General features: G+C 43.7%; 23 protein-coding genes. 21 read left to right on the top strand and 2 right to left on the bottom strand.

Annotated features, from left to right (window positions below; all coding sequences use genetic code 11):
• Window positions 1-3 precede the first annotated feature (3 nt).
• The 15 genes from U2P91_RS13060 (at window position 4) to U2P91_RS13130 (ending at window position 16,911) form a co-directional block, all read left to right on the top strand.
• Window positions 4-792 carry a carbon-nitrogen family hydrolase gene (locus U2P91_RS13060; protein ID WP_111888948.1) on the top strand — a complete coding sequence of 263 codons (789 nt, stop codon included), beginning with the start codon at window positions 4-6 and terminating at the stop codon, window positions 790-792.
• 126 nt (window positions 793-918) lie between these two features.
• Entirely contained in the window at window positions 919-2,388 is a 1,470-nt protein-coding gene (locus U2P91_RS13065) for a helix-turn-helix domain-containing protein (protein WP_111888949.1), read from the top strand.
• 275 nt (window positions 2,389-2,663) lie between these two features.
• On the top strand, window positions 2,664-4,079 hold the full coding sequence (locus U2P91_RS13070) for an APC family permease (protein ID WP_111888950.1): 1,416 nt from the start codon (window positions 2,664-2,666) through the stop codon (window positions 4,077-4,079).
• Window positions 4,080-4,098: 19 nt separating this feature from the next.
• Window positions 4,099-5,463 carry a glutamine synthetase family protein gene (locus U2P91_RS13075; protein ID WP_111888951.1) on the top strand — a complete coding sequence of 455 codons (1,365 nt, stop codon included), beginning with the start codon at window positions 4,099-4,101 and terminating at the stop codon, window positions 5,461-5,463.
• A 62-nt stretch (window positions 5,464-5,525) separates the two neighbouring features.
• Complete coding sequence (locus tag U2P91_RS13080; RefSeq protein WP_111888952.1) at window positions 5,526-6,422, top strand: glutamine amidotransferase; 897 nt, start codon at window positions 5,526-5,528, stop codon at window positions 6,420-6,422.
• Window positions 6,410-7,132: a glutamate synthase gene (locus U2P91_RS13085; protein WP_111888953.1), complete on the top strand. Its 723-nt coding sequence runs from the start codon at window positions 6,410-6,412 to the stop codon at window positions 7,130-7,132. The genes U2P91_RS13080 and U2P91_RS13085 overlap by 13 nt, the downstream gene beginning before the upstream one ends.
• A 5-nt stretch (window positions 7,133-7,137) precedes the next feature.
• Window positions 7,138-8,442: an FMN-binding glutamate synthase family protein gene (locus U2P91_RS13090; RefSeq protein ID WP_111888954.1), complete on the top strand. Its 1,305-nt coding sequence runs from the start codon at window positions 7,138-7,140 to the stop codon at window positions 8,440-8,442.
• A 24-nt stretch (window positions 8,443-8,466) separates the two neighbouring features.
• Window positions 8,467-8,781 (top strand): (2Fe-2S)-binding protein, encoded by a 315-nt coding sequence (locus U2P91_RS13095; RefSeq protein ID WP_111888955.1) that lies wholly within the window; start codon window positions 8,467-8,469, stop codon window positions 8,779-8,781.
• A gap of 12 nt (window positions 8,782-8,793) precedes the next feature.
• Entirely contained in the window at window positions 8,794-10,380 is a 1,587-nt protein-coding gene (locus U2P91_RS13100; protein ID WP_111888956.1) for an FAD-dependent oxidoreductase, read from the top strand.
• Window positions 10,381-10,385: 5 nt separating this feature from the next.
• Window positions 10,386-10,742: a (2Fe-2S)-binding protein gene (locus U2P91_RS13105; protein WP_111888957.1), complete on the top strand. Its 357-nt coding sequence runs from the start codon at window positions 10,386-10,388 to the stop codon at window positions 10,740-10,742.
• On the top strand, window positions 10,735-11,859 hold the full coding sequence (locus U2P91_RS13110; protein WP_111888958.1) for an NAD(P)/FAD-dependent oxidoreductase: 1,125 nt from the start codon (window positions 10,735-10,737) through the stop codon (window positions 11,857-11,859). The genes U2P91_RS13105 and U2P91_RS13110 overlap by 8 nt, the downstream gene beginning before the upstream one ends.
• Window positions 11,860-11,869: 10 nt before the next feature.
• Window positions 11,870-12,271, top strand: a complete 402-nt coding sequence (locus U2P91_RS13115) for a Rid family hydrolase (protein ID WP_111888959.1) — start codon at window positions 11,870-11,872, stop codon at window positions 12,269-12,271.
• A gap of 151 nt (window positions 12,272-12,422) precedes the next feature.
• Window positions 12,423-13,340: a gamma-glutamylcyclotransferase family protein gene (locus U2P91_RS13120; RefSeq protein WP_111888960.1), complete on the top strand. Its 918-nt coding sequence runs from the start codon at window positions 12,423-12,425 to the stop codon at window positions 13,338-13,340.
• Window positions 13,341-13,481: 141 nt separating this feature from the next.
• A complete protein-coding gene (locus U2P91_RS13125; RefSeq protein WP_204355417.1) occupies window positions 13,482-14,732 on the top strand; it encodes a hypothetical protein in 1,251 nt (416 codons plus the stop codon).
• Between the two features lie 379 nt (window positions 14,733-15,111).
• Window positions 15,112-16,911 carry a PocR ligand-binding domain-containing protein gene (locus tag U2P91_RS13130; RefSeq protein ID WP_111888961.1) on the top strand — a complete coding sequence of 600 codons (1,800 nt, stop codon included), beginning with the start codon at window positions 15,112-15,114 and terminating at the stop codon, window positions 16,909-16,911.
• Between the two features lie 79 nt (window positions 16,912-16,990).
• Here U2P91_RS13130 and U2P91_RS13135 read toward each other — a convergent pair whose 3' ends face one another.
• Window positions 16,991-17,917: a polysaccharide deacetylase family protein gene (locus U2P91_RS13135; RefSeq protein ID WP_111888962.1), complete on the bottom strand. Its 927-nt coding sequence runs from the start codon at window positions 17,915-17,917 to the stop codon at window positions 16,991-16,993.
• A 291-nt stretch (window positions 17,918-18,208) separates the two neighbouring features.
• Here U2P91_RS13135 and U2P91_RS13140 point away from each other — a divergent pair, with 291 nt between their 5' ends.
• The 4 genes from U2P91_RS13140 to U2P91_RS13155 all read left to right on the top strand — a co-directional run bounded on the left by U2P91_RS13140 (window position 18,209) and on the right by U2P91_RS13155 (window position 21,973).
• Window positions 18,209-19,126: an AEC family transporter gene (locus U2P91_RS13140; RefSeq protein ID WP_111888963.1), complete on the top strand. Its 918-nt coding sequence runs from the start codon at window positions 18,209-18,211 to the stop codon at window positions 19,124-19,126.
• A 173-nt stretch (window positions 19,127-19,299) separates the two neighbouring features.
• Window positions 19,300-19,836 carry a DUF2284 domain-containing protein gene (locus U2P91_RS13145; protein WP_111888964.1) on the top strand — a complete coding sequence of 179 codons (537 nt, stop codon included), beginning with the start codon at window positions 19,300-19,302 and terminating at the stop codon, window positions 19,834-19,836.
• Window positions 19,837-20,298: 462 nt separating this feature from the next.
• Window positions 20,299-20,928: a corrinoid protein gene (locus U2P91_RS13150; protein ID WP_111888965.1), complete on the top strand. Its 630-nt coding sequence runs from the start codon at window positions 20,299-20,301 to the stop codon at window positions 20,926-20,928.
• Window positions 20,929-20,995: 67 nt separating this feature from the next.
• Window positions 20,996-21,973: a uroporphyrinogen decarboxylase family protein gene (locus U2P91_RS13155; protein ID WP_111888966.1), complete on the top strand. Its 978-nt coding sequence runs from the start codon at window positions 20,996-20,998 to the stop codon at window positions 21,971-21,973.
• Between the two features lie 88 nt (window positions 21,974-22,061).
• Here U2P91_RS13155 and U2P91_RS13160 read toward each other — a convergent pair whose 3' ends face one another.
• Window positions 22,062-22,472 (bottom strand): hypothetical protein, encoded by a 411-nt coding sequence (locus U2P91_RS13160; protein WP_111888967.1) that lies wholly within the window; start codon window positions 22,470-22,472, stop codon window positions 22,062-22,064.
• A gap of 189 nt (window positions 22,473-22,661) precedes the next feature.
• Between U2P91_RS13160 and U2P91_RS13165 the strand changes: the two genes are divergently transcribed.
• Together U2P91_RS13165 and U2P91_RS13170 are read left to right on the top strand one after the other, a co-directional pair.
• On the top strand, window positions 22,662-23,393 hold the full coding sequence (locus U2P91_RS13165) for a LytR/AlgR family response regulator transcription factor (protein ID WP_162624540.1): 732 nt from the start codon (window positions 22,662-22,664) through the stop codon (window positions 23,391-23,393).
• Window positions 23,383-24,768 carry a sensor histidine kinase gene (locus U2P91_RS13170; RefSeq protein WP_111888969.1) on the top strand — a complete coding sequence of 462 codons (1,386 nt, stop codon included), beginning with the start codon at window positions 23,383-23,385 and terminating at the stop codon, window positions 24,766-24,768. Before U2P91_RS13165 ends, U2P91_RS13170 begins: the two co-directional genes overlap by 11 nt.
• The last annotated feature ends 29 nt before the right edge of the window (window positions 24,769-24,797 follow it).

The following is a 24,797-nucleotide window of genomic DNA, read 5'->3' on the forward strand; positions in this document are numbered from 1 at the left end:
TTAATGAAAATATGTGCAATTCAAATGAAGGTGGCATTAAAACAAGTCGAACAGAATTATAAAAGCGCTGAGGTCTGGCTTCGAAAAGCGGCTGCGGCCGGGGCTGATGTGGCGGTGCTACCGGAGATGTGGAGCGGCGGATTTATCACCACCGATCTGGAACCGCGGCTGGCCGATGTCGATGGAAGGCGGGCCAAAGCTTTTCTGGAAAGACTGGCCGGGGAGCTTAGGCTAAATATTGTCGGTGGTTCGGTGGCAACAAAAAAAGGTGAAGATTACTTTAATACCTGTTACGTGGCCGACCGGCAGGGACACATTATTGCTGACTATGACAAAGCCCATCTGTTTAGTTTTGCCGACGAAAATAAGCGGTTTTCCGCTGGAGATCAATTGGTTACCTTTGCCCTTGATGGGGTTCCCTGTGGTATTATTATTTGCTACGAAATCCGCTTTCCCGAGTGGTCCCGAAAGCAGGCTTTGGCTGGAACTAAGATTCTTTTTGTCCCGGCCGAATGGCCATTACCTCGGGTAGGTCACTGGCGGGTTTTAAACCAGGCCAGAGCGATCGAGAATCAGATCTTTGTGGTGGCGGTTAACGGCTGCGGCGAAGCTGTTAAGGATATCCGAAACGCCGGGAACTCGATGATTATTGACCCGTTGGGAGAGCCGCTGGCCGATGCCGGAGCAGATCCCGAAGAAAAGATGATTATGGCGGACGTGGAGCTGGCACAACTGGAGCAAGCCAGAAAAAATATGACGGTGTTTCAGGATCGAAGAGTCGAACTATACTAGATATTGAGGTGAAAAATACCTTTTTCAGGCCAGTGGGGATACCATAAAATGAAATTTTATGGTATCCTCTTACTATATTTAAGCAATATTTAGGAAAAAAGCAAAGGGTCTTGGAAAAGAGGTTGTATGGCACCGGTAAATACGAGAATTAGTTATTTAATGGATATGTTGGGAATCAGTGGAAAAGAGTTGGCCTTGGCCATTGGAACAGACACCACGGCGGTGAGCAAATGGCGAAGCGGCCAGCGAAAATTAAAGGTTCGATCAAAATATAGTAAACGGATGGCGGCTTATTTTCTTAGTGATGCGTATGCACTTCAGAAACAGAGAATTGTGGCCCTGCTTACCAACGATCAATTAGAAACAGAGGACAAAACAGATCAGGAATTAATTGAAATGCTCAGTATCTGGATGACGGATGATGCCGGGGAAATAATCGTAAAAAGAGAAGTGGTGGACCGTGACCAACCAGAGGTGTCGGTGGAAGTTTATTCCGGATACCCGGGATGGAAACGGGCAGTGAAGATTTTTTGGAATGAGGTTGCTGTGCTGCCACCAGGTCAGACCATTTATGTGGGTGATTTTGGCGATGTTCAATGGGATATTCTCGGTACAGACTCGGTCCGGGAGATGGTTAGTAGTATCGAGCGAGCGATTCGAGCGGGTCATAAGGTTGTGATTATCGACAAAATGACTGATCAGTATAAACCCTATGTGGTGATTCTCCGTTGGCTGCCCATCTATTTAAAAAAAGAGGTGGAGGTACTTTACTTCCAGAAAGATATCAAGGAGTTTTACAAAAAGAGTATCTATGCCGTTGATCATCACATCGCCATGGTGGGGATGTGTCTGGCAGAAGGAAATAGTGAAAATCTGACGATGATTCATCGCGATCCGATCAGCGTCGATTTTTATCATAAAATGGTGGCGTCCATTGCCCAAAAATCCAGGCAGCTTATCTTTACGCTGGAATTGTCTGATGCCATGAAAATGGTGGAACTCATGGAAGAGAATTTTAAGCCCAATCAGCTGACCTATATGATCAACCACTTGCCAACCTTTCGGAATATGCCCCTGAATCTGCTGGAACGGATTTTGGTGGAAAATAAGGTGAGTGGTGACAAAATGGCAATCTGCCTGAAGGCAAATCGAAAACGAAAAGAATTACGAGATCAATTTAATTATCGTCAGATTTATGATCTGGACGCGATTGAAAATGCCCTGCAACAGGAATACATCATCGACTATGATTTGTCTCAGGTTATCGGAAAAGAAGCACGGGTATCGAATGCTTTTTTTAGAGAGCAATTAGAATATATTAAAAAGTTTAGAATAACCGAGAGTTATACCCTGGTTCTGACATCCTTTTGCGATCTGAATCTCAATGTCGATAATACGGCCATCGTGGTTCAGGAAAACAGCATTGTCATCGCCTGGAATTCAGAGTTTTACGATCGCCGAATGTATTGTAAAGAATTAACCGTGGTGGGTGGTTACTTTAATTATTTAAAAGAAATATGGAATCATATTCCGCTGATTTCGAAAAATGAAGCGTGGATAAAAGAACAGTTACAACGAATGATCGATTTAAAATGACAATTTAATGACAATATATAGATAAAAATAATATATTGACATAAAATTAGCGTTAATATATAATGAGCTCACCAAAAGGATGACAAAGACGTCACATCAATAAACCGATGTGGCGTCTTTTTTTCGTAAAGGAGGAACCAATTTCAAGCATGTTTGGAGCTGCAAAGGCGCACTACCAAAGATCACGAAAGTCCCTGGGATGATATGACTTTGCGAAAGATGTTATGGATGTCTGAGTTGAATCAGCGCCAAAAAAAGATAAGGAGAAGCTCATTATGAACGAAAAAGGAAAATTAGGATTAGGTAGTGCGGTTGCAGTATGTGTGGGTCTCATTGTAGCCACAAGTTGTCTATTGTCATTAGGGGTCGGAATGGGACAGGCCGGAACGGCTTTCATTATTCCTCTGGTTGTTGTGGTAATCTTAAATGCATTTGTGGCGATCTCGTTTTCAGAACTCCATTCATTAATGCCAAATGTTGACGGCGGAGTGGGACAGTATTCCCTGGTTGGTCTTGGACCAGTAGCCTCGATGATTTCAAATATTTCTGCTTATGTGATCACCATGGTTTTTGCATCATCAGTTGAAATTGCCATGTGTGGATTGGTCTTAAATGAATTTTTCCCCCAGATTCCGGCAGTGATCATCAGTGTCCTGGTTCTTGGTATCATCGCAGTGGTTAATCTTTTCGGCGTGGATTTGTTCTCAAAGGTGCAAAACCTTGTGGTTACACTGTTAATTGGTTCATTGATTGGGATGGGTATTATCAGCTTTTTTAAACTGGGAACCGGAACCGTTCTTACCGCAGCACAGCAAACTGCACCGGCTATCACTGGCATTGGTGGGATCATGGGTTTATCAGCGGTAGCTTTCTGGCTCTTTATCGGGGTTGAGTTTATTATCCCGGTAGCAAAAGAATTAAAAAATCCCAAACGGGATGTGTTTTTATCAATGATTCTGGCGTTAGTCTTATTATTTGTGGTCCAAGCGGTGTTAGGTGTTGGGATGACCAATTATGTCAGTTTGGAAGTACTTGCTTCTAGTCCTTTGCCCCACATGGTTTTTGCCGAAGCGCTACTGGGAAATGTCGGTAAGGTTTGGATGGGGATTGTAACCCTGTTAGCTGGAATCAGTACCTTAAATACGGTATTGGCAAGCTCGGCAAGAATTGTCTTTGGGATGTCAGAAGAGGGCATGATGCCAGCAATCTTTAAAAAAGTTAACAAAAAAAATGTGCCGGTAGCAGGGCTACTTTTAATGGTTATTGCGGACTTTGCCATTGTGGTCACCGGCTTTACCCAATCCAGCACCCTAACGAATATGATTTTGGCAGCATCATGCTTCTGGTTACTGTCTTATGTTTTAACCCACATCAACGTGCTGGTCTTGCGTAAAAGATATCCGGATATGGAGCGAAATAAAAAATTGATTTTATTTGGAATTCCGCAGATTGTTGGTATTTTAGGAAATATCTATATGGTTTGGAATATCAGTTCCGATCCCGCATCTAAACTCGCGATTTACCAGGTATTTGGCGTACTCTTTGCAGTGCTGGTCGCCTATTCACTGGTATGGGTTGTCGGGGTGATGAAGGTCAAACCCTTCCAGCCGGTGAGCATTGATCTTATCAATAACAACGCCATTGAGTTTGAAAAAGAAAACAAAAAAGTCGTGGCTGAACCAGCCAAGTAAACCGTGGAGGTAAACGAATATGCAAAAAGATTTATATACGGGGATGGAGAAACAATCCATCGATGAAATTAAACAAAAAATCAAAGAAAACAACGTCGAGATGATTCGCCTGGAATACACCGATATTCTGGGAGTAAACCGGGGAAAGCTGATGCCGGTTTCGATGGTGGATGAAATCTTTGGTGACGGTATCGCTTTTTGTACGGTCAGCCTGGCAATGGCTTTTAATAACGACATTGTTAGTTCCGAGTACTTTTCAGAAACAAACGATGATATGAAGGTCATCGGTGACCCCTCAACCTTTGTAATTCTGCCCCATTGTGATAAAACAGCACTGGTATTGGGGGAGCTTTACTACATGGAAGAACCGATGTTGCAGGCCCCCCGGGAGTTTTTAAAAAAAATGGTTCAGGAATACCACAAATTGGGACTCGATCCGATTGCTGCCAGTGAGTTGGAGTTTTATATCTACAATAAAATGGAAGATGGAACCCTGGAACCTTATTCCAAACAGCCCTGTACCTGTTATACGGCGAACCGACGGATTGATCCTAAACGATTTTTGTACAAGCTGACCAATACCTTTCAGACCATGGGTTTTAATGTGCTATATATGAACCATGAGTATTTTCCAGGACAGTTTGAATATAACTGGAAGCATTCAAAAATCGTTCGGGCAGCCGATGAAAGCTCCTTGTTTAAAGCACTGAGCAAGGATATTGCCGAAACCAATAACCTGATGATGACCTTTATGGGAAAACCCAAAAATGCCTCAGGCGGAAGCGGTTGTCATTTCCACATTTCATTTAATGATATAAAAACTGCGGACAATATCTGTCATGATGTAACCAAAGAGAATGATCTGGCCGATATTCTAAGATACTTTATTGGCGGCGTCATTAAGCATGCCAAAGGCCTCACCCCCTTTCTGGCGCCAACGGTCAATTGCTATAAGCGGTATCAGCCGGATTCCTTTGCCCCCATTTACATCGGCTGGGGATATGACAATCGAACGACCTATATCCGGGTCCCCCAGGAACGGGGCAAGGCCACCCGAATGGAAATCCGCGCCGGATCAGCCGCTGCTAATTCGTATCTGGCCCTAGGTGCGATTTTGGCTGCCGGGCTGGATGGGATAAAAAATAAGATTGAGCCGCCAGAAGTGGTTACCACCGACCTCTATCATGATGTAAAAAAACAGCAGGATAAGGTGCCCAACAGCTTATTTGCGGCGTTAAAGGCGCTGGACGAAGACAGCTGGTTAACCGAACACGTGGGAAAAGAGCTGGTGGATGTTTTTACCTCGCTTAAACGAAAAGAAATTGAAGAATATAAAAAATATGTCACCGACTGGGAGTGGGACACCTACTCTTACCATATTTAAAGGACATCGGAAAAAGCAGCAAAACTCACGACCGTTGGAGCGTGATAAAAAGGAGAAAAACAATGTGTGGAATAGCGGGAATTATTAGTAAACAACCAATAGACATTTCATCGAATCTATTGGGAATGCTGGGTTTGATTCAGCATCGGGGCCCGGATGCCAGTGGGATTGCCATTTTCCCGAAAGATGAGCAGGTTACCTTACGAATATCGATGAATAAGGAAGAACGGATTGGAGAAATTCGGGATCTGATTGGAAACTATGGAAAAATTAAAAATGAACGATTGATTTCCGCTGGAGAGAGTATTCCCATGGCAGAGTATCTTCTGGAAATGGATGATGACAAACTAAAACCCCTGCATTTTGCCATTAATGGGGTTGAGGGTTTAGCCGTTCATTCGCTGGGTGATGGCATTAAGGTTTACAAGGAAGGCGGGCATTTAAAGAACCTGCGCGACAAACATCAGATCGAAATGCAGAATTGTCGCCACGGCATTGGCCATGTGCGCATGGCCACCGAAAGTGTGGAAGATATCAATGCGGCGCATCCCTTTGTGTCCCCTTTTTATCCGGAGCTGGCGCTAGTCCATAATGGTCAGTTTACCAATTATTTTAAAATGCGGCGGTTTCTGGAATCAAAGGGTGTTAAATTTAAAACCATGAATGATTCCGAAGCGGCCAGTCATCTGATTGCCTATGCCATGAGCATTAACGGCGGTAATCTGGAAGCGGCTTTAAATGACGCGGCGGATCAATTAGATGGGATTTACTGTATTATCGCAGCCACCGAAAGTCAGATTGGTTTTGTTAAAGACAAGCTGGGAATTAAGCCCCTGCTGCTGGTGGAATCCGACGATTATATTATGCTAGGTTCCGAACAGATCGAATTTTCAGCGGTGAGTGAGGATCTCTTTGCCGAAGAAATGGAACCGGGGGAGGTGCGCGTATGGAATATTTAGATCTGGCCAAGGTAGAAAATGAAAAAGTCAATGTTCTGATTAAGGATAAACTTAAAGAAAGCAATGAACTGGTACTAAAAAATGTCAATTCGATGCACAATATCTGCGCCGGTTTATCAGGCGACTGCCAGGTAACCATCGAAGACAGCACCGGGTTGTATACTGGTAGTTTTTTAGAAGGACCGACCCTCCGGATTAAGGGTAATGTCGGCTGGTATGCCGGGGATGACATGATGTCCGGCGAATTGATTGTTGAAAAAAACACCGGTTGCAATATTGGGGCCTACATCAATGGCGGTACGATTGTCATTTATGGCAATACCGGCAGCCGGGTAGGCTATGGCATGAAGGGCGGTAACATCATCGTCTGCGGCTCAGCCGGAAGATGGGCCGGGGTGATGGCCATGGGCGGTGACCTGATCATTCTGGGGGCGCTGGGCAAAGAATGCGGCGAATCGATGTATTCCGGAAAGATCTTCACCCGCGATCCTGAAGCGGAATCGAAAATGGGCGGGAATGTTTTTTACGACACCATTACCGCCGCCGAAACAGAAAAGCTGGATCATTTATTTAGCCAATATGAGATTGCCGCCGATGGAAAAGATTTTCACGTGATCCGGCCGGTGCTCAGTGGCAGACACGAGTACGCGTTATTTAAACCGGATTTAAAACCGGAGCTGGCCAAAAAATATTTCGTAAAGAGAGGTTAAGGATCATGGCAGATAAAAAACAAGTAACCATCCATAATGCTCCAAAGGCAACCTGGAATAAGGAGACCCTATCAGAAATTGACTACAAGGCCACCAATGGAAAATATCGGATCCGCGGTTGCGGTTCACCCCGACCGATGCCGAAATTTGATGATCTGATGATTTTGCCCTCGCAGCTGACCCGGATGCCCATCGATACCTATCGGGAAGATTGCGAAACCCGAACTGTACTGGGGGCCCGATTTGCTAAAAAACCACTCATTATCGAAACCCCGGTGATGATTGCCGGGATGTCTTATGGGGCGCTCAGCAAAGAAGCCAAAATCGCTCTGGCCAAGGCCACCAAGCTCGTGGGAACGGTGATCAGCAATGGCGAAGGTGGCATTTTACCCGAAGAACTGGAAAATTCTTACCGTCAGTCGGTTCAGATTCTAGCCAGTCGGATGGGCTTTACCCGTCGAAATATGGAAGTGGCCGATATGCTGGAAGTGCTTTATGGCATTGGTGCCAAACCAGGACTGTCTGGTCATTTAATGGGTGAAAAAATCAGTGAAGAAATTGCTGAGGTCAGAAAAATTCCGATTGGGATTGATCTTCATTCCCATCCTCGGGCTGGGGATGCCTTTGGGGCCGATGATATGGTGGTTAAAATGCAGCAACTCCGGGAAATGACCGATTGGGAAACCCCGATTTTTTGCAAAATAGCGGCTGGCCGGGTGCGAGATGATATAAAAATCGCCATCAAGCTGGGCTTTGACGGCATTATTTTGGATGGCTGCAGTGCCGGAACCGGTGCTGCCCCAGTGATGGCGACCGATCACCTGGGCATCCCAACGATGCCCGCTCTGGTTGCGGCGGTCAGAACTCTGGAAGAAATGGGTGTCAAGGAAGAAATGAGCCTGATTGTCTCCGGCGGGATTACCAATGGCGCTGATCTCGCCAAGGCATTGGCCATTGGTGCCGATGCAGTGGCGATTGGGACCGCCGCCATGGTAGCGATGGGCTGTCGGGTTTGCATGAACTGTCAGACCGGAAAATGTGCCTTTGGCATTGGTACCCAGGACCCCGAACTGCGCCAGAATCTGGATGTTGATGAAGCCGCTGAGCGGGTGGCCAATTATATTAAAGCGATTACCGCCGAAGCGGTGCTGCTGGCCAAATCCGCGGGCAAAACCAAGCTTAAAAATCTCGAACGGGAAGACCTTCGGGCCTTGACTCTGGAAGCTTGTGCGATGACCGGAATCCCCCTGGTGGGCAGTGATCTGGTGATTGGCAAAGGATTTGGTTTTTCCGCTGATAACGGTCTATAAGAGTTGAAAACAGGAGGCAAGAACGTGCGTATTGAAGAGCATCCCATATTGGGGAAAATAGCAAAAGGAGAGAAGGTCATCTTTGAGTTTGATGGCAAACCCTTAGAAGGTTATGCCGGGGAACCGATTGCCGCCGCATTGCGGGCGGCCGGGGTGATGACCCATCGGCATACCCAGAAATATGGAAAGCCCCGGGGGATCTTCTGTGCCATCGGCCGGTGTACCGACTGTGTGATGATGGTGGATGGAAAGCCCAATGTGAGAACCTGTGTCACCCCGTTATCTGCCGGAATGAAGGTACAAACTCAAGATGGTGTGACCGCAAAAGAATCCAACTAGGAGAAGAGCAAAATGAAACGAGTAGAACTGATCGTAATCGGCGGCGGTCCAGCGGGTTTGAGTGCTGCCATTGAAGCCGCAAAAAGCGGTCTTAAAGTGGTGGTCTTTGATGAAAATGCCAAACCCGGCGGACAGCTGTTTAAACAAATACATAAATTTTTTGGCTCAAAAGAACATAAGGCCAAGGTAAGAGGCTATAAAATTGGCCAGGAGCTGTTGGCAGAAGCTGAAGAAACGGGTGTTGCGGTAGTCCTGGACGCAACCGTAATTGGAATTTATGAAGGCAAAGAAGTTACCGTGATGGTGGGCGATGCGATCGAGCATTACAAGGGTGATGCCCTGATTGTGGCCACCGGTGCTTCGGAAAACATGGTCACCTTTCCCGGTTGGACCCTGCCGGGGGTGATTGGGGCCGGAGCCGCTCAGACGATGATGAATTTGCATGGGGTTAAGCCTGGTGAAAAAGTACTGATGCTGGGCTCGGGCAATGTCGGTCTGGTGGTCAGCTTTCAACTGCTGCAGGCCGGTTGTGAGGTGGTGGCGCTAGTGGATGCGGCCAAACAGGTCGGTGGCTACGGCGTTCATGCCGCCAAGGTCGCCCGCTGCGGGGTGAACTTTTATCTTTCCCACACCATTGTTAAAGCCGAAGGTGACGACAAGGTGGAAGGGGTCATCATTGGTGCCGTTGATGAAAACTGGCAGCTGATTCCCGGCTCAGAAAAACATTTTGAGGTGGATACCATTTGTCTGGCAGTGGGATTATCACCGATGTCCCAACTCTTAAAGGTAGCCGGATGTGCGATGATTGAGGATCCTAAACGGGGTGGCACTGTTCCGGTGATCGATGAGCGGGGCGAAACTACCATCAAAGGTATTTTTGCCGTCGGGGATGTATCCGGCATTGAAGAGGCCAGCTCGGCCATGATTGAAGGACGTATTGCCGGGGCGGCGGCCGCCAATGCCCTGGGCTACCTGTCAAATGAAGATTTCAAAGATCGGCACAAAACCGGCGAAAAGGCCTTAGATGCTTTACGGCAGGGCATGTTCGGGCCGGAAAACAAAGGCAAAAAAGATTTGACTCTAACCGAAGAAGGGCTGTTATTATCCCAATCGCTGCTTCAAAAAGGGTATTTGGAGGAGCAAGAGATGGGGGCCTATCCCGGGGTGAAAACAGAAATCAAGGGTATTCATCCGGTGATTGAATGTACCCAGAATATTCCTTGTAATCCCTGTCAGGATGCTTGCGTGAAAGGCTGCATTAAGATTGGCGCAAACATCACGGCCCTTCCGGTTGTTGATACGCAGTTGGCTTGTACCGGCTGTGGGATGTGTGTGGCGGCCTGTTCGGGTCAGGCCATCTTTTTAGTGGATGATCACAGCGAACCGGGCTATGCGGCCATTACCATTCCCTATGAATTTTTGCCCCTGCCGGAAAAAGGGGCAATTGGTAAAGCCCTGGATCGCAGCGGCACCGAAGTCTGCCAAGCTGAGATTGTCGGCATAAAAAGTGCCAAAGTCATGGATCACACCAGTCTTTTGACCATGAAGGTGCCGGCTGAGATGGCCATGAAGGCCCGATTTTATAAGGCAATAGGGTGATTTTAATGAAAAAAATAATGGATCGTTCAATCGATTTGGGTGAGTTCCTCCCGCAAGCAGATGACGAGATGATTATTTGCCGTTGTGAAGAGGTAACCAAAGGAGAAATCAGGCAAGCCGTCCACGATGGGATGCTAACCTTAACCGAAATCAGACGCTATCTAAGAACTGGCATGGGCTTATGTCAGGGGCAAACCTGTGGCAAGCTGGTTAAAAATATCGTGGCCCGCGAATTGGGGATTGCCCCGGCGGAACTGGAAAGTGCCGTTTCCCGGGCCCCGGTCAGACCGGTGGAAATGCGGGTACTGGGAAATGAAGGACTGGAAAATGAAGTGCTGACAGGAGGTGGCGGGCATGTCTAATTGTTCGGATGTCTTAATTATCGGCGGTGGCGTGATTGGTTGTGCAACCGCCTATTACCTGGCTCAAAAAGGTGTGTCGGTAACAGTACTGGAAAAAGCCCAGATTGGCGAAGGGGGTTCCAGCCGAAACGGCGGTGGCGTTCGTCAGTCGGGTCGCGATCCCCGGGAATTGCCGCTGGCCATCAAGGCGGTGAAAAACCTCTGGCCGACTCTTTCCGAAGAACTGGGAATGGATGTTGAGTATTATAAAAAAGGTAATCTGCGGTTAGCCAAAACCGCCGGCCATATCAAAATTTTAGAAGGTCTGACCGAGCGGGCGGTGGCCAAGGGGCTGGATGTCAGGATGATTGACGCCAAGGAGGTTCGGGATATCTGCCCCTACTTGTCCGATGAGGTGATTGGCGCCAGCTGGTGTGATACCGATGGCCACGCCAACCCGATGTTGACAACCCTGGCCTATTATAAAAACGCCAGAAGACTGGGCGTGCGTTTTATTACCGGTGAAAACGTGGTTGAAATCCGCAAAATAAAGGGCGTAGCCCGACAGGTAATTACCGCAGACAATGTCTATGAGGCCCCGCAGATTATTCTGGCTGCGGGTTATGAGAGCCGCGCCATTGCCAATACCATTGGCATCGATATTCCGATGAATCGGGTGCTACTCGAAGCCCTGGTGACCGAGCCTCAGGTGAAAATGTTTGAGCAGATGCTGGGTACCGCCGAAGCTGATTTTTACGGTCACCAAAGCACTCATGGGTCCTTCGTTTTTGGGGGAACTTCGGGGATGGATGCTTATACCTCAGACTTCGACGTGCCGGTTAACAACAGTCGGACGGCTTCCTGTATTTGTCGGGGCATTATGAACTATTTCCCGATCTTATCAGAAGCCAAAATTGTCCGAACCTGGGCCGGCTGGATTGACGAATGCGCCGACCATGTGCCGGTGATCAGCTTTGTCGAAGAGGTACCGGGTTTAATTCTGGCCTGCGCCTTTACCGGCCATGGCTTTGGCATTTCGCCGATGGTGGGAACCCTCTTGTCAGAAATGGTGGTGGATAAAGAACCATCGATCGATTTAAGTGAACTACGTTATAACCGATTCAAAACTAAAATATAAGGAGAAAATTATGGAGTTAAAACGAACCAATTATTCATCAGGAGCGCCGCTGGAAGATAAGGCGGGCTACAGTCGAATTGTAAAAGTGGGACCCTTTGTTTATGTGGGCGGTACCACTTCGGTGCAGCCGGACGGCACCGTCTACGGTGAAGGTGATCCCTATGCTCAGACCAAATATGTGCTGGAAAAATTGCTCAAATTAATGGATAAAGCTGGTTCTAAAGCCAGTGAGGTGGTAAAGGTGAAGGTTTACGCCACCGATATGGGTCATTGCGGTGAGATTGTCCGGGCCTATTCTGAATTTTTCAAGGATATTCGCCCCTTATGCACCGTGGTGGGGACATCGGGCTTAAACCGGCCCACTCAGCTGGTGGAAATTGAATTAGACGCCGTTATTGGTGCTACGCTTTAGTTAGAGTCCGCTGATGTTTTGGGTTGATCGACCTTATTAGTTTAAATAAATATAAAAGCAAAAGGCGGGCATTTTAATAGAATGTTCGCCTTTTTGTTAAGATCGGATAAGTGCTATAATAAAAAGAAAATTGTTCGACAGGAGCGTTAAAATGAGCTATCTTTTTTCATATGGAACCCTAAAAAATGAACTGATACAACAAAAAATATTTGGCAGAGTGCTTAATAAAAGACACGGCGTGCTAGAAGGATTCTGTATAAAAGGTGATATCGACGGTTTTTATCATCTCGCCCCCGGATCGGGATTTGTTCCAGGAATGCTCTTGGAGGTGACGAAAGCAGACTTATTACGAGCCGACCAATGGGAAGAAGTTCCAGTTTACGAACGGGAAGAGGTGATTGTGATGGTGGATCAGAAACCACAAACAGCCTGGGTTTATTTTAAAGACTTGATTACTCAGGAAATACCTCTTGATTTGACTGAGTCACCAGCTTGTCTTTGTAAAGAAGAACTGGAAGCACTGATTGATGGGTTTTGTAGCGTCAGGGATGAACAGCTTCCCTTTGGCGATTTGTATTTGTTGATCCTCGGTGAAATAACAAACCCCTTATTATATGGTAAAATGGCTGAATTTAAGTCACCCATCAGAGACTATTTTTGCGAGAAGATTGGCCGGGCAGCTAAAAGTCTGGGTGATATGGTGGTAGTCTATCAGGACTATCCCGTGAAATTCAATATCTATTGGCTGGAGTCGGATTTAAAAAAGGGGTGGTTTTTGTGTGTCATGCCAGTGATCTTGGGACAGCCGGCGTTTTTTTTGGAGAACTTTGAAAAGACGTTATCGGAGTTTTCAAAAAAAAGAGGGATCGCGGTGGTCGGCAAAACCAGAGGGCATCTCTTTTCATGTAAGACCTGGAGAAACAGCTCAGGAATTCAAAAATATTTGATGCCAGAGCTGTTTAATTATAATTATCGGATGCGCATTGAGAAAGAAGTTGCATGTTTATCTTTGGTTATCACCAAAATGATCGAGGACAGAAGGCAAATCGCTAATAAAAAAAGATTTTAAATAATTTTATTTTTCAAAATAATTATGTTATTTATAAAAAAAGCGGGTAAAAAGAGTAATGTAATCTATTACTGTGTAATTTTACGCTAATCGGAGTGTGATGTACACAGAAACAATTCTCTTGAAAGGAGGAATAGTGAAGTGAAAAAAATGTCGAAATTGATGGCTTTGTTGCTGGTTGTGGTAATGGTGTTGATGCTTGTACCTGCGTCAGCATTTGCCGAAGAAGTGGTGGAAGAACCAACCCTGGTGGTATTAGAAGTTGAGGGTGCCCCAGTTGATGAGGTGCTAAATACTGCGGTTGAAGAACCCGTCGTCGAAGAACCAGTAGCTGAAGAAGCGGTAGTCGAAGAAGAATCGGCTGCAGTGGAAGAGCCAGTGGTTGAAGCAGCAGAAGTTCCGGTTGCGCAAGTACCTGTTGTGGATGAGCCAGTGGTTGAAACACAGGCAGCTGATGTCGGAACCATTGAAGTCAAAGCAGTTCCAGCATTAGGTTTATGGAGAGACGCGGTGACATTCATTGATGTGCTTCTTAACACTGTCGGTGCAGACTACTCTTACGATGCAGTCACGAATGCCTTGACACTGAACAACTTTATTGGAAAACAGCTTGTTGCAGCCGATATGGGAAGTAATTTCTCCATGATTATAAACGGAACAAACATCATTGCAAACGATACCGGCAGTGCCATTGAAGTCGTTGGAGACTTGACAATGGGTGGACCTGGCGAAATAATGGCTATTGGTTCAACAAGAGCGATTCGTGTAACAGATGGCGATCTCGTGCTTAATGATGGCGATTATGAACTGTTCGCCATGAGTGACATGGGCGACGTTGCAGCCGTTGATGTTGTAAACGGCGATTTAATTATTAATGATGGTTGGGTTGATGCAACTGCAATCAACACAGGAACCGGTGGAGCCTGGGGACTTTGGGCTGACAATGACGTTATGATCAACGGCGGCGATGTCGATGTCATTACCGAATCAATCAGCGGTCGAAGCATGGGTATTGGAGCTGGCGATGATATCATTGTCAAAGGCGGATACACAACGGTTAAATCGACCACCGAAACAGGTATGGCTAATGCATTACATGCAGACAGCTGGGTTGTAATCCGAGATGGTATCCTGGATTTAACTGCTGTCGGCGGTGTTAATCCGTTAGCAATCTATGCTGGTGATGGCGTCTACATCAGTCCTGCTTACGGCGATGTAGATCTTAGTGCATCTTCTTTGTATCTTGAACCATATTATGCAAAATACACAAAATCTGACAATCCCAAAACGGGTGCCCAGGACATGGGACAAGACGCTTTAATGGCTATAATGGGACTATTGGCACTGATGGGGATGGCATATCTGATCAGCAAAAAAGAAATCAAAGCATAGACATAATATTCAAAAAAACAGTGCATCAGATTAAAACCAGTGTTTTTATCTGAGCTGACGTGTTATTAAAAAAGAACTCCGATTTCGATCGATTCGTAAAGAAACGATCCGAAAAAGGGGTTCTTTTTAGTTTAGCTAAAAAAACAACATCCGGAATTGTTTAATAAAATGATTAAAAAAGGATTTGTTATGATTAGGACAGATCCTTTTTTGAGGGCACCCGATTGTAAACAAAAAAGTTTAATTAAAACAGGAAACAGTTAAATTGGGGGAGAATTTGTGTTATTATGTGAAAAAACAGACAGTTTTTAGACAAAGGGTATATAATAAGTTAATGCCATAGTTGTTAAGAAAGAGATAACTGAAAGGGTAAGATCACATGAAAGACAGTTTCTATAAATCTGTTGTTGAACACTCACCGGTGGGGTTTGCTTATCATAAGATTGTCTGTGATGAAGCGGGGAAGCCCTGTGATTACGAATTCATTGAAGTTAACAAGGCCTTTGAAAGGCTGACAGGCCTCATTGGCGCAGCCATCATCGGGAAACGCATAACCCAGGTTTTACCTAATCTTTTAGAGGACACATTTGATTGGATTGGGTTTTATGGTGAGATTGCATTACACGGTGGGGAAAAAGAGTTTGAACAGTTTGCCGCCGCCCTTGATATCTGGTGTCGGGTTACCGCATATAGCCAGGAGAAAGGATATTTTGCAACTCATTTTGTTGACATCTCAAAAGAAAAGAAGCAAATGGCGGAATTGAATAATTTTTTTGAATTGAACTTGGATTTTTTGTGCATCGCAGACATGGAAGGCTATTTTTTAAAGACGAATAAGGCCTGGGAAGAAGTATTAGGTTATACCCATGAAGAATTGACCCGAACAAAATATTTGGATTTTGTTCATCCTGATGATCTCTTAATTACCCGGGAGGTAATGAACAAACTAAATGAACAGAATCCGGTGATTAATTTTACAAATCGATACCGTGCCAAGGATGGAAGTTATCGCTGGATCGAATGGAGTTCCCGGCCTCAGGGTAGACTGATATATGCGGCGGCAAGGGATATCACCGATCGGAAAAAATTGGAACAAAGTCTGGAAAAACGAATGTTGGAACTAACCAGACCACTCGAAGCAGAAGTCGATATTAATTTTGAGGAACTGATCAACTTGGAAGATATTCAAAAACTGCAGGATGAGTTTTCGGATGCAACAGGGGTAGCGTCATTAATCACCGCTATCGATGGGAAACCAATAACAAAAACCTCGAATTTTACCCGGCTTTGTCAGGATGTTATTCGCAAAACCGCAAAAGGTAGTGCAAATTGTCAAAAGTCGGATATGGTTATTGGCGCCTATTCGGAAGAGGGTCCCATTATCAAAAGCTGTTTAAGCGGCGGCTTATGGGATGCCGGGGCGGCCATTACTGTTGGTGGCAGGCATGTGGCTAATTGGTTAATTGGTCAGGTCCGGGATGAAAGGCTAAAAGAAGAACAACTGGCTGCCTATGCCCGGGAAATTGGGGCCGATGAAACAGAAGCAGTACGAGCGTTTCGGGAAGTTCCACAAATGTCTTTCCAGCAATTTGAAAAAATAGCAAAACTACTTTATACAATTGCCAATCAGTTGTCAAATCTGGCTTTTCAAAATCTGCTTCAGGCCCGTTTTATCAATGAAAAAAGGCGAATAGAAGAAGAAGTGCTCTATCTTAGCTATCATGATTATTTAACCGGGCTTTATAATCGCAGGTATTACGAACAGGCACTAAAAAACCTTGATAAAAAAGAAAATTTGCCCCTAACCCTGTTGATGGGTGATGTTAATGGTTTAAAACTGGTTAATGATACCCAGGGACATCTAATGGGAGATGAGCTGCTCAAAAAGACAGCTGAAGTTATTCGTCAGGTGTGTCGAAAAGACGATATTATTGCCCGGTTGGGCGGGGATGAGTTTATTGTCATTTTACCCAAAACTGACGGCAACAAGATCGATCAAATCATCGCTAGAATGAAAAAATTAGTTGCGAAGGAAAAAATTGGCGGACAGGACCTATCCATAGCTTTTGGATATGAAACTAAGCAAAAAGAAGAAGAGGATATCGAAGGAATTTTTAAACAGGCAGAAGATAATATGTACTGCCACAAACGATGTGAAAGTACGGTCAGAAGAAGGTAATAAAAAAGAAACCCACCGTGAAAAAACGGTGGGTTTCTATTACTTAAGAGTAGCATTTATTTATTATAGATGGGTGATTTTATAGCTCTAAATGGCGTGGATAGGTATAATCGGCTTCCATATTCAAAAAGGTGTAACCTTCTTCCTGGAGCGTTTCTATCACAACTGACATGGCTTCCCGGCTGGACGATTTGAGTTCGGCGTGGGACAAAACAACCGAAACATCGTGTTGCCGGCAACTTTCAATAATTTTTTGAGCAATCACATCACTTGGTGGCGGATCGGCGCAGCCATCGCCGGAAGAAACATTCCAGTCACTATAATTATAGCCCCGGTCTAAGATACCTTGAATACAGGCTTCGTTAGAATTCATTGACCCACCTGGAAAACGGAAAATACGGCTGGTATTGTCTTGAACGGTTATCTTCTTCTGGAATTGATCCAGTGCATCGACGTCAGCAAAAAACGCTTCTGGCGTATCATAGAGACCGTAGTCGTGGCTACTGGTATGATTGGCCAGGGTATGGCCTTCATCCACAATGCGGCGATACATGTTTTTGGCATGATCATTGTCGTGAAGGGTTGTAAAGAAGGTTCCTTTTATATTGTAGTCAGCGAGGGTATCTAAAAGCTCTCCGGTATCGTCGCTGGGACCATCATCGAAGGTTAGAAAGACCACTTTGATTCCGTCAGTATCTCCGCTTCGAAGACGAGATTTTATATCAGCGAAGGGATCTGCATTATTCACCTGTGGTGGCGGATCGGCCTTGATATTTTTGTTGGTTGTATTGTTTGTGGTTTCTGATTTTGGCGCATTGGTTTCCGACGAATTAGCAGAAGAAGTCTGGAGGATTTGTGCTTGAGAGTGGAAAGCCGCGGCCATTTTTGTCATTAAAAAAAATAAGGACATCATAATCATTACGATCAGAATAAGACTCAAAACAGATAATGTCAGGAATCGGGGCATGTTTTTTACTCTTAATTTTGAAGAGGAGTTCTTTCTCATTGCGACCTCAGTTTTTTTTCAATCAGGTTAAAGTGCCAGCATCATCGATGCTGACCTGCCAATAACTAATTGTAGCAGAAAATGAACTTAATGTGCAATTGATTTCTCGCATTTTTACAGAAATTTAAAACGCGTCTGCATCCAAGGCCTCAGAATTGTGATTTTAATATCGTAAAGAATTAAGTCAGTCTGGTAAGATAAAACGAGTTCAAAAATAAACAAGGTAATTAATAATTGGTTGAATTTAAACTAAGCTTATGATAGCCTATCTTTTATTTGAAGGAGATGCTTATGAACATCAACGTAGTGATTAATCAGATGTTGGAGCTGTTTATAATTCTGACACTTGGCTATATTTCAGCAAAACGAAAGATTGTCAGCCCGAAATTCGGAGCCCAGCTTTCTAACTTTATTTTAAGCATTACCCTGCCATGTATGATGTTAGCTTCGGTGGCGTCAATGCCTAAGGATACAGATCATAAAGAGGTCGTAATGATGTTTGTAATTGCAATTCTTTTTTATATAGTGATGCCGTTCATTGCCTATTTTATTACAAGAATACTGCTAGTAAAGAAAGAAGACCGTCATTTATACATGTATATGACGATATGGTCTAACGTGGGTTTTATGGGTTTTCCGGTGATTGCATCAATTTTTGGTGCTGGTGCGATTTTTTATGCCACTATCTTTAATCTTATTTTTAATGTCAGCAACTTTACCCTTGGGATCATGCTGATGTCAAAGGAAGGAAGAAAAGCACTGGATGTAAAAAAATTTTTGTCCCCGGGAATAATGGCATCAATTGCATCAGTGATCATGTTTAGTCTCAAATTGCAACTCCCGGTGCTACTCAATGATACCGCAAAAACAGTTGGCAGTACCACGTCAGCTTTGGCTATGATTGTCATTGGCATCGCATTAGCAGAAATTCCGATTAAAAGTGTTTTTACGGAGATTCGGCTTTATCCTTACGTGATTATTAAGCAGATTCTGCTGCCTTTATTTGCCTGGATAGTATTAAAAAATGTGATTGTGAACCCTTATTTACTTGGAATTGTGATTGTGATTATTGCCATGCCCGTGGCAACATCGACCGTTCTTTTTGCCAACCAATATGAAAATAACGTTTGCCTGGCAACCAAAGGTGTATTTATTACGACCCTGGCATCAGTTGTTACCATTCCAATGATCAGTTATCTGTTGATGTAAGGCATTAAAATAAGTCAGTAAATTAACAGATGATAAATTTAAATATATTTAAGTGGCAGGGTATCAATTGTTATTTGAGAAAAGGCTATATTTATACGAAACAATATGCTAGAATAGTTAATAATTTAGTGGGAACTAAGAATAATTCTCACAGAAACCGGAGAAAATTTAAAATGGAATTAACAGAAGTATTAGATTTGGCAGACAAAAGCGGTTTTAGCCGAGCGGCGGAACTAAAGGTATCAACGATTGATTTAAATCCCCAGGTAAGACAAATGTGTGCTGATAATAAATGTAAAATTTATGATACCAATTGGGCATGTCCGCCGGGGTGTGGAACCTTGGACGAATGTGGTAAAAAGGTTAATAACTATCAGTATGGTGTGATTCTCCAAACGACTGGAGAATTGGAAGATAGTTTTGATTTTGAAGGCATGGAAGAAATTAAGGAAAAGCACAATGTGAGCTTTGATCAACTGGTGAATGCATTGTTTGACAAAAAAGCCGATATGCTTCCCTTGGGAGACGGCTGTTGTTCCTTATGTAAAAAATGCACCTATCCGGATGAAGCCTGTCGTTTCCCCGAAAAGGCCTTCTCATCCATGGAAGCCTTTGGGATTCTCGTCAGTGATTTGTGTAAATTAAATAATCTGGAATATTACTACGGACCGAATACGCTTACCTATGTGGGCTGCATATTATTTAATTAGCATATTGTTTAAGTAGATAGGTAGGTGAGCAAAGATAAAAAGTGCTCCTGATCTGAATAAGCAGATCGGGAGCACTCTTTTACGTTGTTTGCGCGTGCCGTTTGGGAGATAGAAACCAAATTGTTGGTTTAGTAAATGAAACCAGTTTCCTAATTAGTAAAAATGACAAAATTTATAAATAAAGGTTGACATAAACATTAAATTGATTTAAAATTTGTTTAGGTTGCGGTGTGTAGCCTGGTGACAAAAGAATCAGAGAAAATTTTGGGGCACCAAGTGTAATCGATATCAGGCTGCAAAAACGATTAGCGTTTAAATCATCGTTTTCGTTATGGTTTTACCTGAAAGCCCCTGAAAAAGAAGAACAATTAACCGTTCTCGCTCACACTGGCGGGAATCGTTAATGGAACTGATATCGTATTTCGATATCATCAATAAATAATCAAACAGGAGGAAAAAAACATGTCAAAAATTGAAGAAGTTAAAGCAAAGGTTGAAGCAGGAAAGTCTAAATTAGTACCAGGGCTGGTACAGGAAGCCCTTGATGAAGGCAGTGCACCAGGTGAAATTCTCCAGGCGATGGTCGATTCCATGGGTGTTGTTGGGGACAAATTCTCTTCTGGCGAAATTTTTGTTCCAGAAATGCTCATCGCTGCCAAAGCCATGTCAAAAGGGGTTGAGGTCTTAAAACCACTGATGGCTGGTGACGGCTCTGCCTCTCTGGGTACTTGTGTTATCGGTACCGTGGCTGGGGATCTTCACGATATTGGCAAAAATCTGGTATCGATGATGATCGAAAGTGCTGGGTTCGATATGGTTGATTTGGGTGTTGATGTACCGGCTGATACCTTCGTTTCCGCCGTTAAAGACAATGACAATGTGAAAATTGTCGCGTGCTCGGGTCTTCTGACCACCACCATGCCCGCCTTAAAAGAAGCCGTAGCAACGGTAAAAGCAGCTTGCCCGGATGTAAAAGTTATTGTTGGTGGAGCCCCGGTAACACCGGAATATGCCGCCGAAGTTGGTGCTGACGGCTATGCACCAGATGCTGGCAGTGCCGCTGTCAAAGCCAAAGAACTGGTATCGGCATAATAAGAATTAATAATTTGCCATAGGGTCCATTTATAATTGTTTAAACCAAAATACAGGAGGCTTAAAAATGTTAACAAAACGACAAAACCTATTAGAAACGATCAAAGGTGGAAATCCCGATCGATTTGTAAAACAATATGAGTTTATGAATCTTATCATGGAAGCGCCGCTGGGTGCGATGGTTGGTCCTGGACAAACAATCAAAAATGGTTGGGGAATTACCTTTACCTGGCCGGAAGGGCAATTGGGAGGATTTCCAGTCCATGATGATGAACATAAGGTATTAAAGGATATTACTGACTGGAAAAATCAGGTTAAAGCACCTACGGTTGAAACTTCTGATGAGGCTTGGGCGGCAGCGGTTGCACACGCCAATGCTGTTGATCGAAATGAAGAGTTCGTAACGGCCTTTGTGGCACCAGGAATCTTTGAAATGACCCATCATTTGATGAGCATGGAAGATGCGCTGATGGCCTTGTATGAAGAGCCAGAGGATATGCATGATCTGATTGACTATCTGGTTGAGTATGAACTGGCATATGCCAAAGAAATGATTAGCCGTCTTCATCCGGATTGTATTTTCCATCATGATGATTGGGGTAGTCAGATTTCTTCTTTCGTTTCGCCGGAAATGTTTGCGGAGTTCTTTGTACCGGCCTATAAAAAAATCTATGGTTATTATAAAGACAATGGTGTTGAACTGATTGTTCATCATAGTGACTCTTATGCTGCGAATCTGGTACCAGCCATGATTGAAATGGGAATTGACATCTGGCAGGGTGTCATGACGACCAACAACGTACCGGAGTTGATTAAAAAATACGGTGGTCAAATTTCCTTTATGGGCGATATTGATAGTGGCGTTGTCGACTTCCCTGGCTGGACTCCCGAGATCATTTTTGAAAAAACGAAAGAAGCCTGCGAGCGGTGCGGAAAACTTTATTTCATTCCCGGAGCAAGCCATGGTTTGAATTTTGGTTGCTTCCCGGGTGTTTATGAATCTAATGACGAAGCCATTGACAAAATGAGTGCGTTAATGTTTTAAAGATCCTGAAAATAAATAAAGTCAATAAACTAAAGCGAAACATAAAACCGCCGGAACAATTGTTCCGGCGGTTTTGATTTTTTGTGTTTTATTTGAAAGATGCGGTCGGGTTGCCATTATCAAGTTTCAGGGTGATTTCAGAAACTGAGAATAAATCGATTTTTGACCATTCAAAGGTTGTTCCCTCCGAATCAGCAATCATCAGATCCCAGTATTGTTCTTCTACCTCTGAATCGAAGACAATATCGGTAGTACTTCCGGTTGGCAAGGTATCGGTTGTTAGGATATCCTCGCCCCAGCTTTCTTCACCGGTTGGGGAAACAAAGACAGCGTAAATTTCAATCCCGGTTTCATTGACAATGGTGAAATCCTGGGAATAAACGGTATCTTTGTCAGTGGATGAAGAATCATTCGCTGCGGATGAACTGCCACAACCTGCGAAAATAAACACCGATAAAGCAAAAACCATGAGTACACTAAAAAATTTCATTCTTTTCATTTTTAACACCTCTTAAATAAATTTATGTTAGAACTATCATACCAACAAATAGTTTTGAGAACAATTCAATTTCACGAACAAAAACAGGGTTTCACGCCACAATTATGTTGCAAACAAATTGTTAAATAAGCTTCAATATGATAAAATTAGTAAAAATAGTTGATGATGAGTGGTCAGATGGAGGATAGCGTGGTTTATATCGCAGTTTGTGAAGATGAATTTGAGTATCAGAAAAAAATTAATCATTTCATAAATAATTACGGAGTTAGCAATGGTTGCGACTTTGAAATCACTTTCTTTTCTACGGCTGAAGATTTTTGGGAAAGTTTTCAGGCTAGCTATTTTAATATCATCTTTCTGGATATTTACTTAGAAAATGGTAACGGCATTGAAATTGGAAAGGAACTTAGAAGTCTGGGGGAGGATTGCCAAATTGTATTTATTACCTCAAGCAGAGACTATGCAATTGAAGGGTTTGAGTTAAAAGCACGACACTACATCATCAAGCCGATTTCAGAAGAAAAAATAGTTGAAGCATTAAATCGATGTCTGGCAATGCTAACTGAGGACTGCAAAGCGATTAAAATTCCGGTTGGAAAACTTGAACGCGCGATTCGATTAAAAGATATCATTTATGTGGAAGTTTTCAATAAGGTTTCCATCATTCATACCGCTAATGAAGAAATAAAAACGTATCTGCCCTTAACCCAATTGGAAAGCGTGCTGGGCGGGTCCCCTTTTTTACGCTGTCACCGTTGCAGTATTGTAAACATGAATTGTGTTGAGGACTTTACAACGACTGATTTTATAATGAAAAATGGCGACCGGGTCGGGATACCCAGAAGTAACAGCGTAGCAGTTCGACAGCAGTATCTGGACTTTGTGTTTTCAAAAGTACGAGGTGACATAAGTGCTAAATAGTTATCTTAACATTGCCTGGGGTATTGGTTTGTCGATACTCCCTTATTTTATTTTGGCCTTTATTCCGGTATGGAATCAGCTTCGGTATTCAAAAAAAACGGTTATTACCGCTGGAACCCTGTGTATGCTACTAAACATCGTTTCAGTTATCCTAATTATTGAGTGGGTGCCGGATTGGAACAGTCTGCGCTTTTTTCACAGTGTTGTTTTTTTGCTTCTCTATGTAGGAGTTTACACGGCGGTGGTTAAGGGAACCCCATCAAAGTTGGTGTTTATTGCCTTTCTGGTAAAAAGCTATGCCGATTTTATTGTCAACATGGCCAAGTTTCTGGAGGTTTCTTACCTTACCTATGGTTTGCACAAGGTTTATGTCCAGACCTCCTATTCTTTTTATTTCAACTTGTTTCAATGCGTAATCCTAATGGTGACCTATCCGCTGGTATGGATTTTTTTCAGAAAAAAAATCAGTAAGGTCATGCAGACCCATAACAAAGCATGGCGTTATCTGTGGATTATCCCGATGGTCTACTACATTATCAGCTTGTCATTCGGGGCCATGAATGCAAAACTGATTGCCCAATGGCAGTTTCTGGTGTTTAATACGGTAGCATTTTTGGGATTTTACCTGATTTATTATGTAGTTATTGAAATGCTGGAACAATCCCAGAAAAATATGATTTTAACGGAAAGCAATGAAATCATCAAACAGCAGCTCTTGTTCCAATCAGAATACTATAAAAAATTTGGTGAGTGTATTGAAGAAACCCGGAAAGGTGAACATGATCTGCGGCATCATCTAAACACTGTGCTGGGGCTGATCCAGCAACAGAATGACAACAAGGCTGAAAGATATATTTTCGAACTGTTAGGAAACCGATTGAGCATTTCGGATGTGCTCTACTGCGGGAATGATGCGGTTAATGCGATCCTTAGTTATTATGCCAATATCTGTAAGTCAGAAGCCATTGATTTATTCATTGAAACAATGGTTCCCGGGGATTTGGAAATTGATGAAACGGATTTATGTGTTGTTTTTGGGAATGTGCTGGAAAATGCCCTGGAAGCCTGTCGATGCATCATCTCAGGAGATAAAATTATTAAACTGTCGTCCCAATTTATTGGCAACAAGCTATATATTAGTGTAGACAACCGCTATGCCGGAGAAGTTCACATTAAAAATGGGGTTTTCCTTTCCAACAAAAGAGCGGAAGCTTCCGGCATTGGCATTATTTCGGTGACGGCCATTGCGAAGAAGTATGATGGGGAGGCGCGCTTTGAAGCGGGTGATCAGGAATTCAGGGTTTCTGTAGTTTTGTCCAATCAGGATCACACAAAACAGAGGAAAGCCCGAACCTTACGACCGGTTTTGGATTAAATAATAAGTCTTGTCAGGTCGGTAATTAA

The sequence above is a fragment of the Acetobacterium sp. K1/6 genome (assembly GCF_034438075.1).
Lineage (GTDB): Bacteria > Bacillota > Clostridia > Eubacteriales > Eubacteriaceae > Acetobacterium > Acetobacterium carbinolicum.

What these genes read in the sequence shown, in the direction of transcription:
- U2P91_RS13140 (WP_111888963.1), top strand. Translation starts at nt 18,209, where the DNA reads ATGAACATCAACGTAGTGATTAATCAGATGTTGGAGCTGTTTATAATT.
- U2P91_RS13090 (WP_111888954.1), top strand. Translation starts at nt 7,138, where the DNA reads ATGGCAGATAAAAAACAAGTAACCATCCATAATGCTCCAAAGGCAACC.
- U2P91_RS13145 (WP_111888964.1), top strand. Translation starts at nt 19,300, where the DNA reads ATGGAATTAACAGAAGTATTAGATTTGGCAGACAAAAGCGGTTTTAGC.
- U2P91_RS13060 (WP_111888948.1), top strand. Translation starts at nt 4, where the DNA reads ATGAAAATATGTGCAATTCAAATGAAGGTGGCATTAAAACAAGTCGAA.
- U2P91_RS13130 (WP_111888961.1), top strand. Translation starts at nt 15,112, where the DNA reads ATGAAAGACAGTTTCTATAAATCTGTTGTTGAACACTCACCGGTGGGG.
- U2P91_RS13120 (WP_111888960.1), top strand. Translation starts at nt 12,423, where the DNA reads ATGAGCTATCTTTTTTCATATGGAACCCTAAAAAATGAACTGATACAA.
- U2P91_RS13115 (WP_111888959.1), top strand. Translation starts at nt 11,870, where the DNA reads ATGGAGTTAAAACGAACCAATTATTCATCAGGAGCGCCGCTGGAAGAT.
- U2P91_RS13110 (WP_111888958.1), top strand. Translation starts at nt 10,735, where the DNA reads ATGTCTAATTGTTCGGATGTCTTAATTATCGGCGGTGGCGTGATTGGT.
- U2P91_RS13160 (WP_111888967.1), bottom strand. Translation starts at nt 22,472, where the DNA reads ATGAAAAGAATGAAATTTTTTAGTGTACTCATGGTTTTTGCTTTATCG.
- U2P91_RS13080 (WP_111888952.1), top strand. Translation starts at nt 5,526, where the DNA reads ATGTGTGGAATAGCGGGAATTATTAGTAAACAACCAATAGACATTTCA.
- U2P91_RS13075 (WP_111888951.1), top strand. Translation starts at nt 4,099, where the DNA reads ATGCAAAAAGATTTATATACGGGGATGGAGAAACAATCCATCGATGAA.
- U2P91_RS13155 (WP_111888966.1), top strand. Translation starts at nt 20,996, where the DNA reads ATGTTAACAAAACGACAAAACCTATTAGAAACGATCAAAGGTGGAAAT.
- U2P91_RS13085 (WP_111888953.1), top strand. Translation starts at nt 6,410, where the DNA reads ATGGAATATTTAGATCTGGCCAAGGTAGAAAATGAAAAAGTCAATGTT.
- U2P91_RS13135 (WP_111888962.1), bottom strand. Translation starts at nt 17,917, where the DNA reads ATGAGAAAGAACTCCTCTTCAAAATTAAGAGTAAAAAACATGCCCCGA.
- U2P91_RS13070 (WP_111888950.1), top strand. Translation starts at nt 2,664, where the DNA reads ATGAACGAAAAAGGAAAATTAGGATTAGGTAGTGCGGTTGCAGTATGT.
- U2P91_RS13100 (WP_111888956.1), top strand. Translation starts at nt 8,794, where the DNA reads ATGAAACGAGTAGAACTGATCGTAATCGGCGGCGGTCCAGCGGGTTTG.
- U2P91_RS13065 (WP_111888949.1), top strand. Translation starts at nt 919, where the DNA reads ATGGCACCGGTAAATACGAGAATTAGTTATTTAATGGATATGTTGGGA.
- U2P91_RS13105 (WP_111888957.1), top strand. Translation starts at nt 10,386, where the DNA reads ATGAAAAAAATAATGGATCGTTCAATCGATTTGGGTGAGTTCCTCCCG.
- U2P91_RS13150 (WP_111888965.1), top strand. Translation starts at nt 20,299, where the DNA reads ATGTCAAAAATTGAAGAAGTTAAAGCAAAGGTTGAAGCAGGAAAGTCT.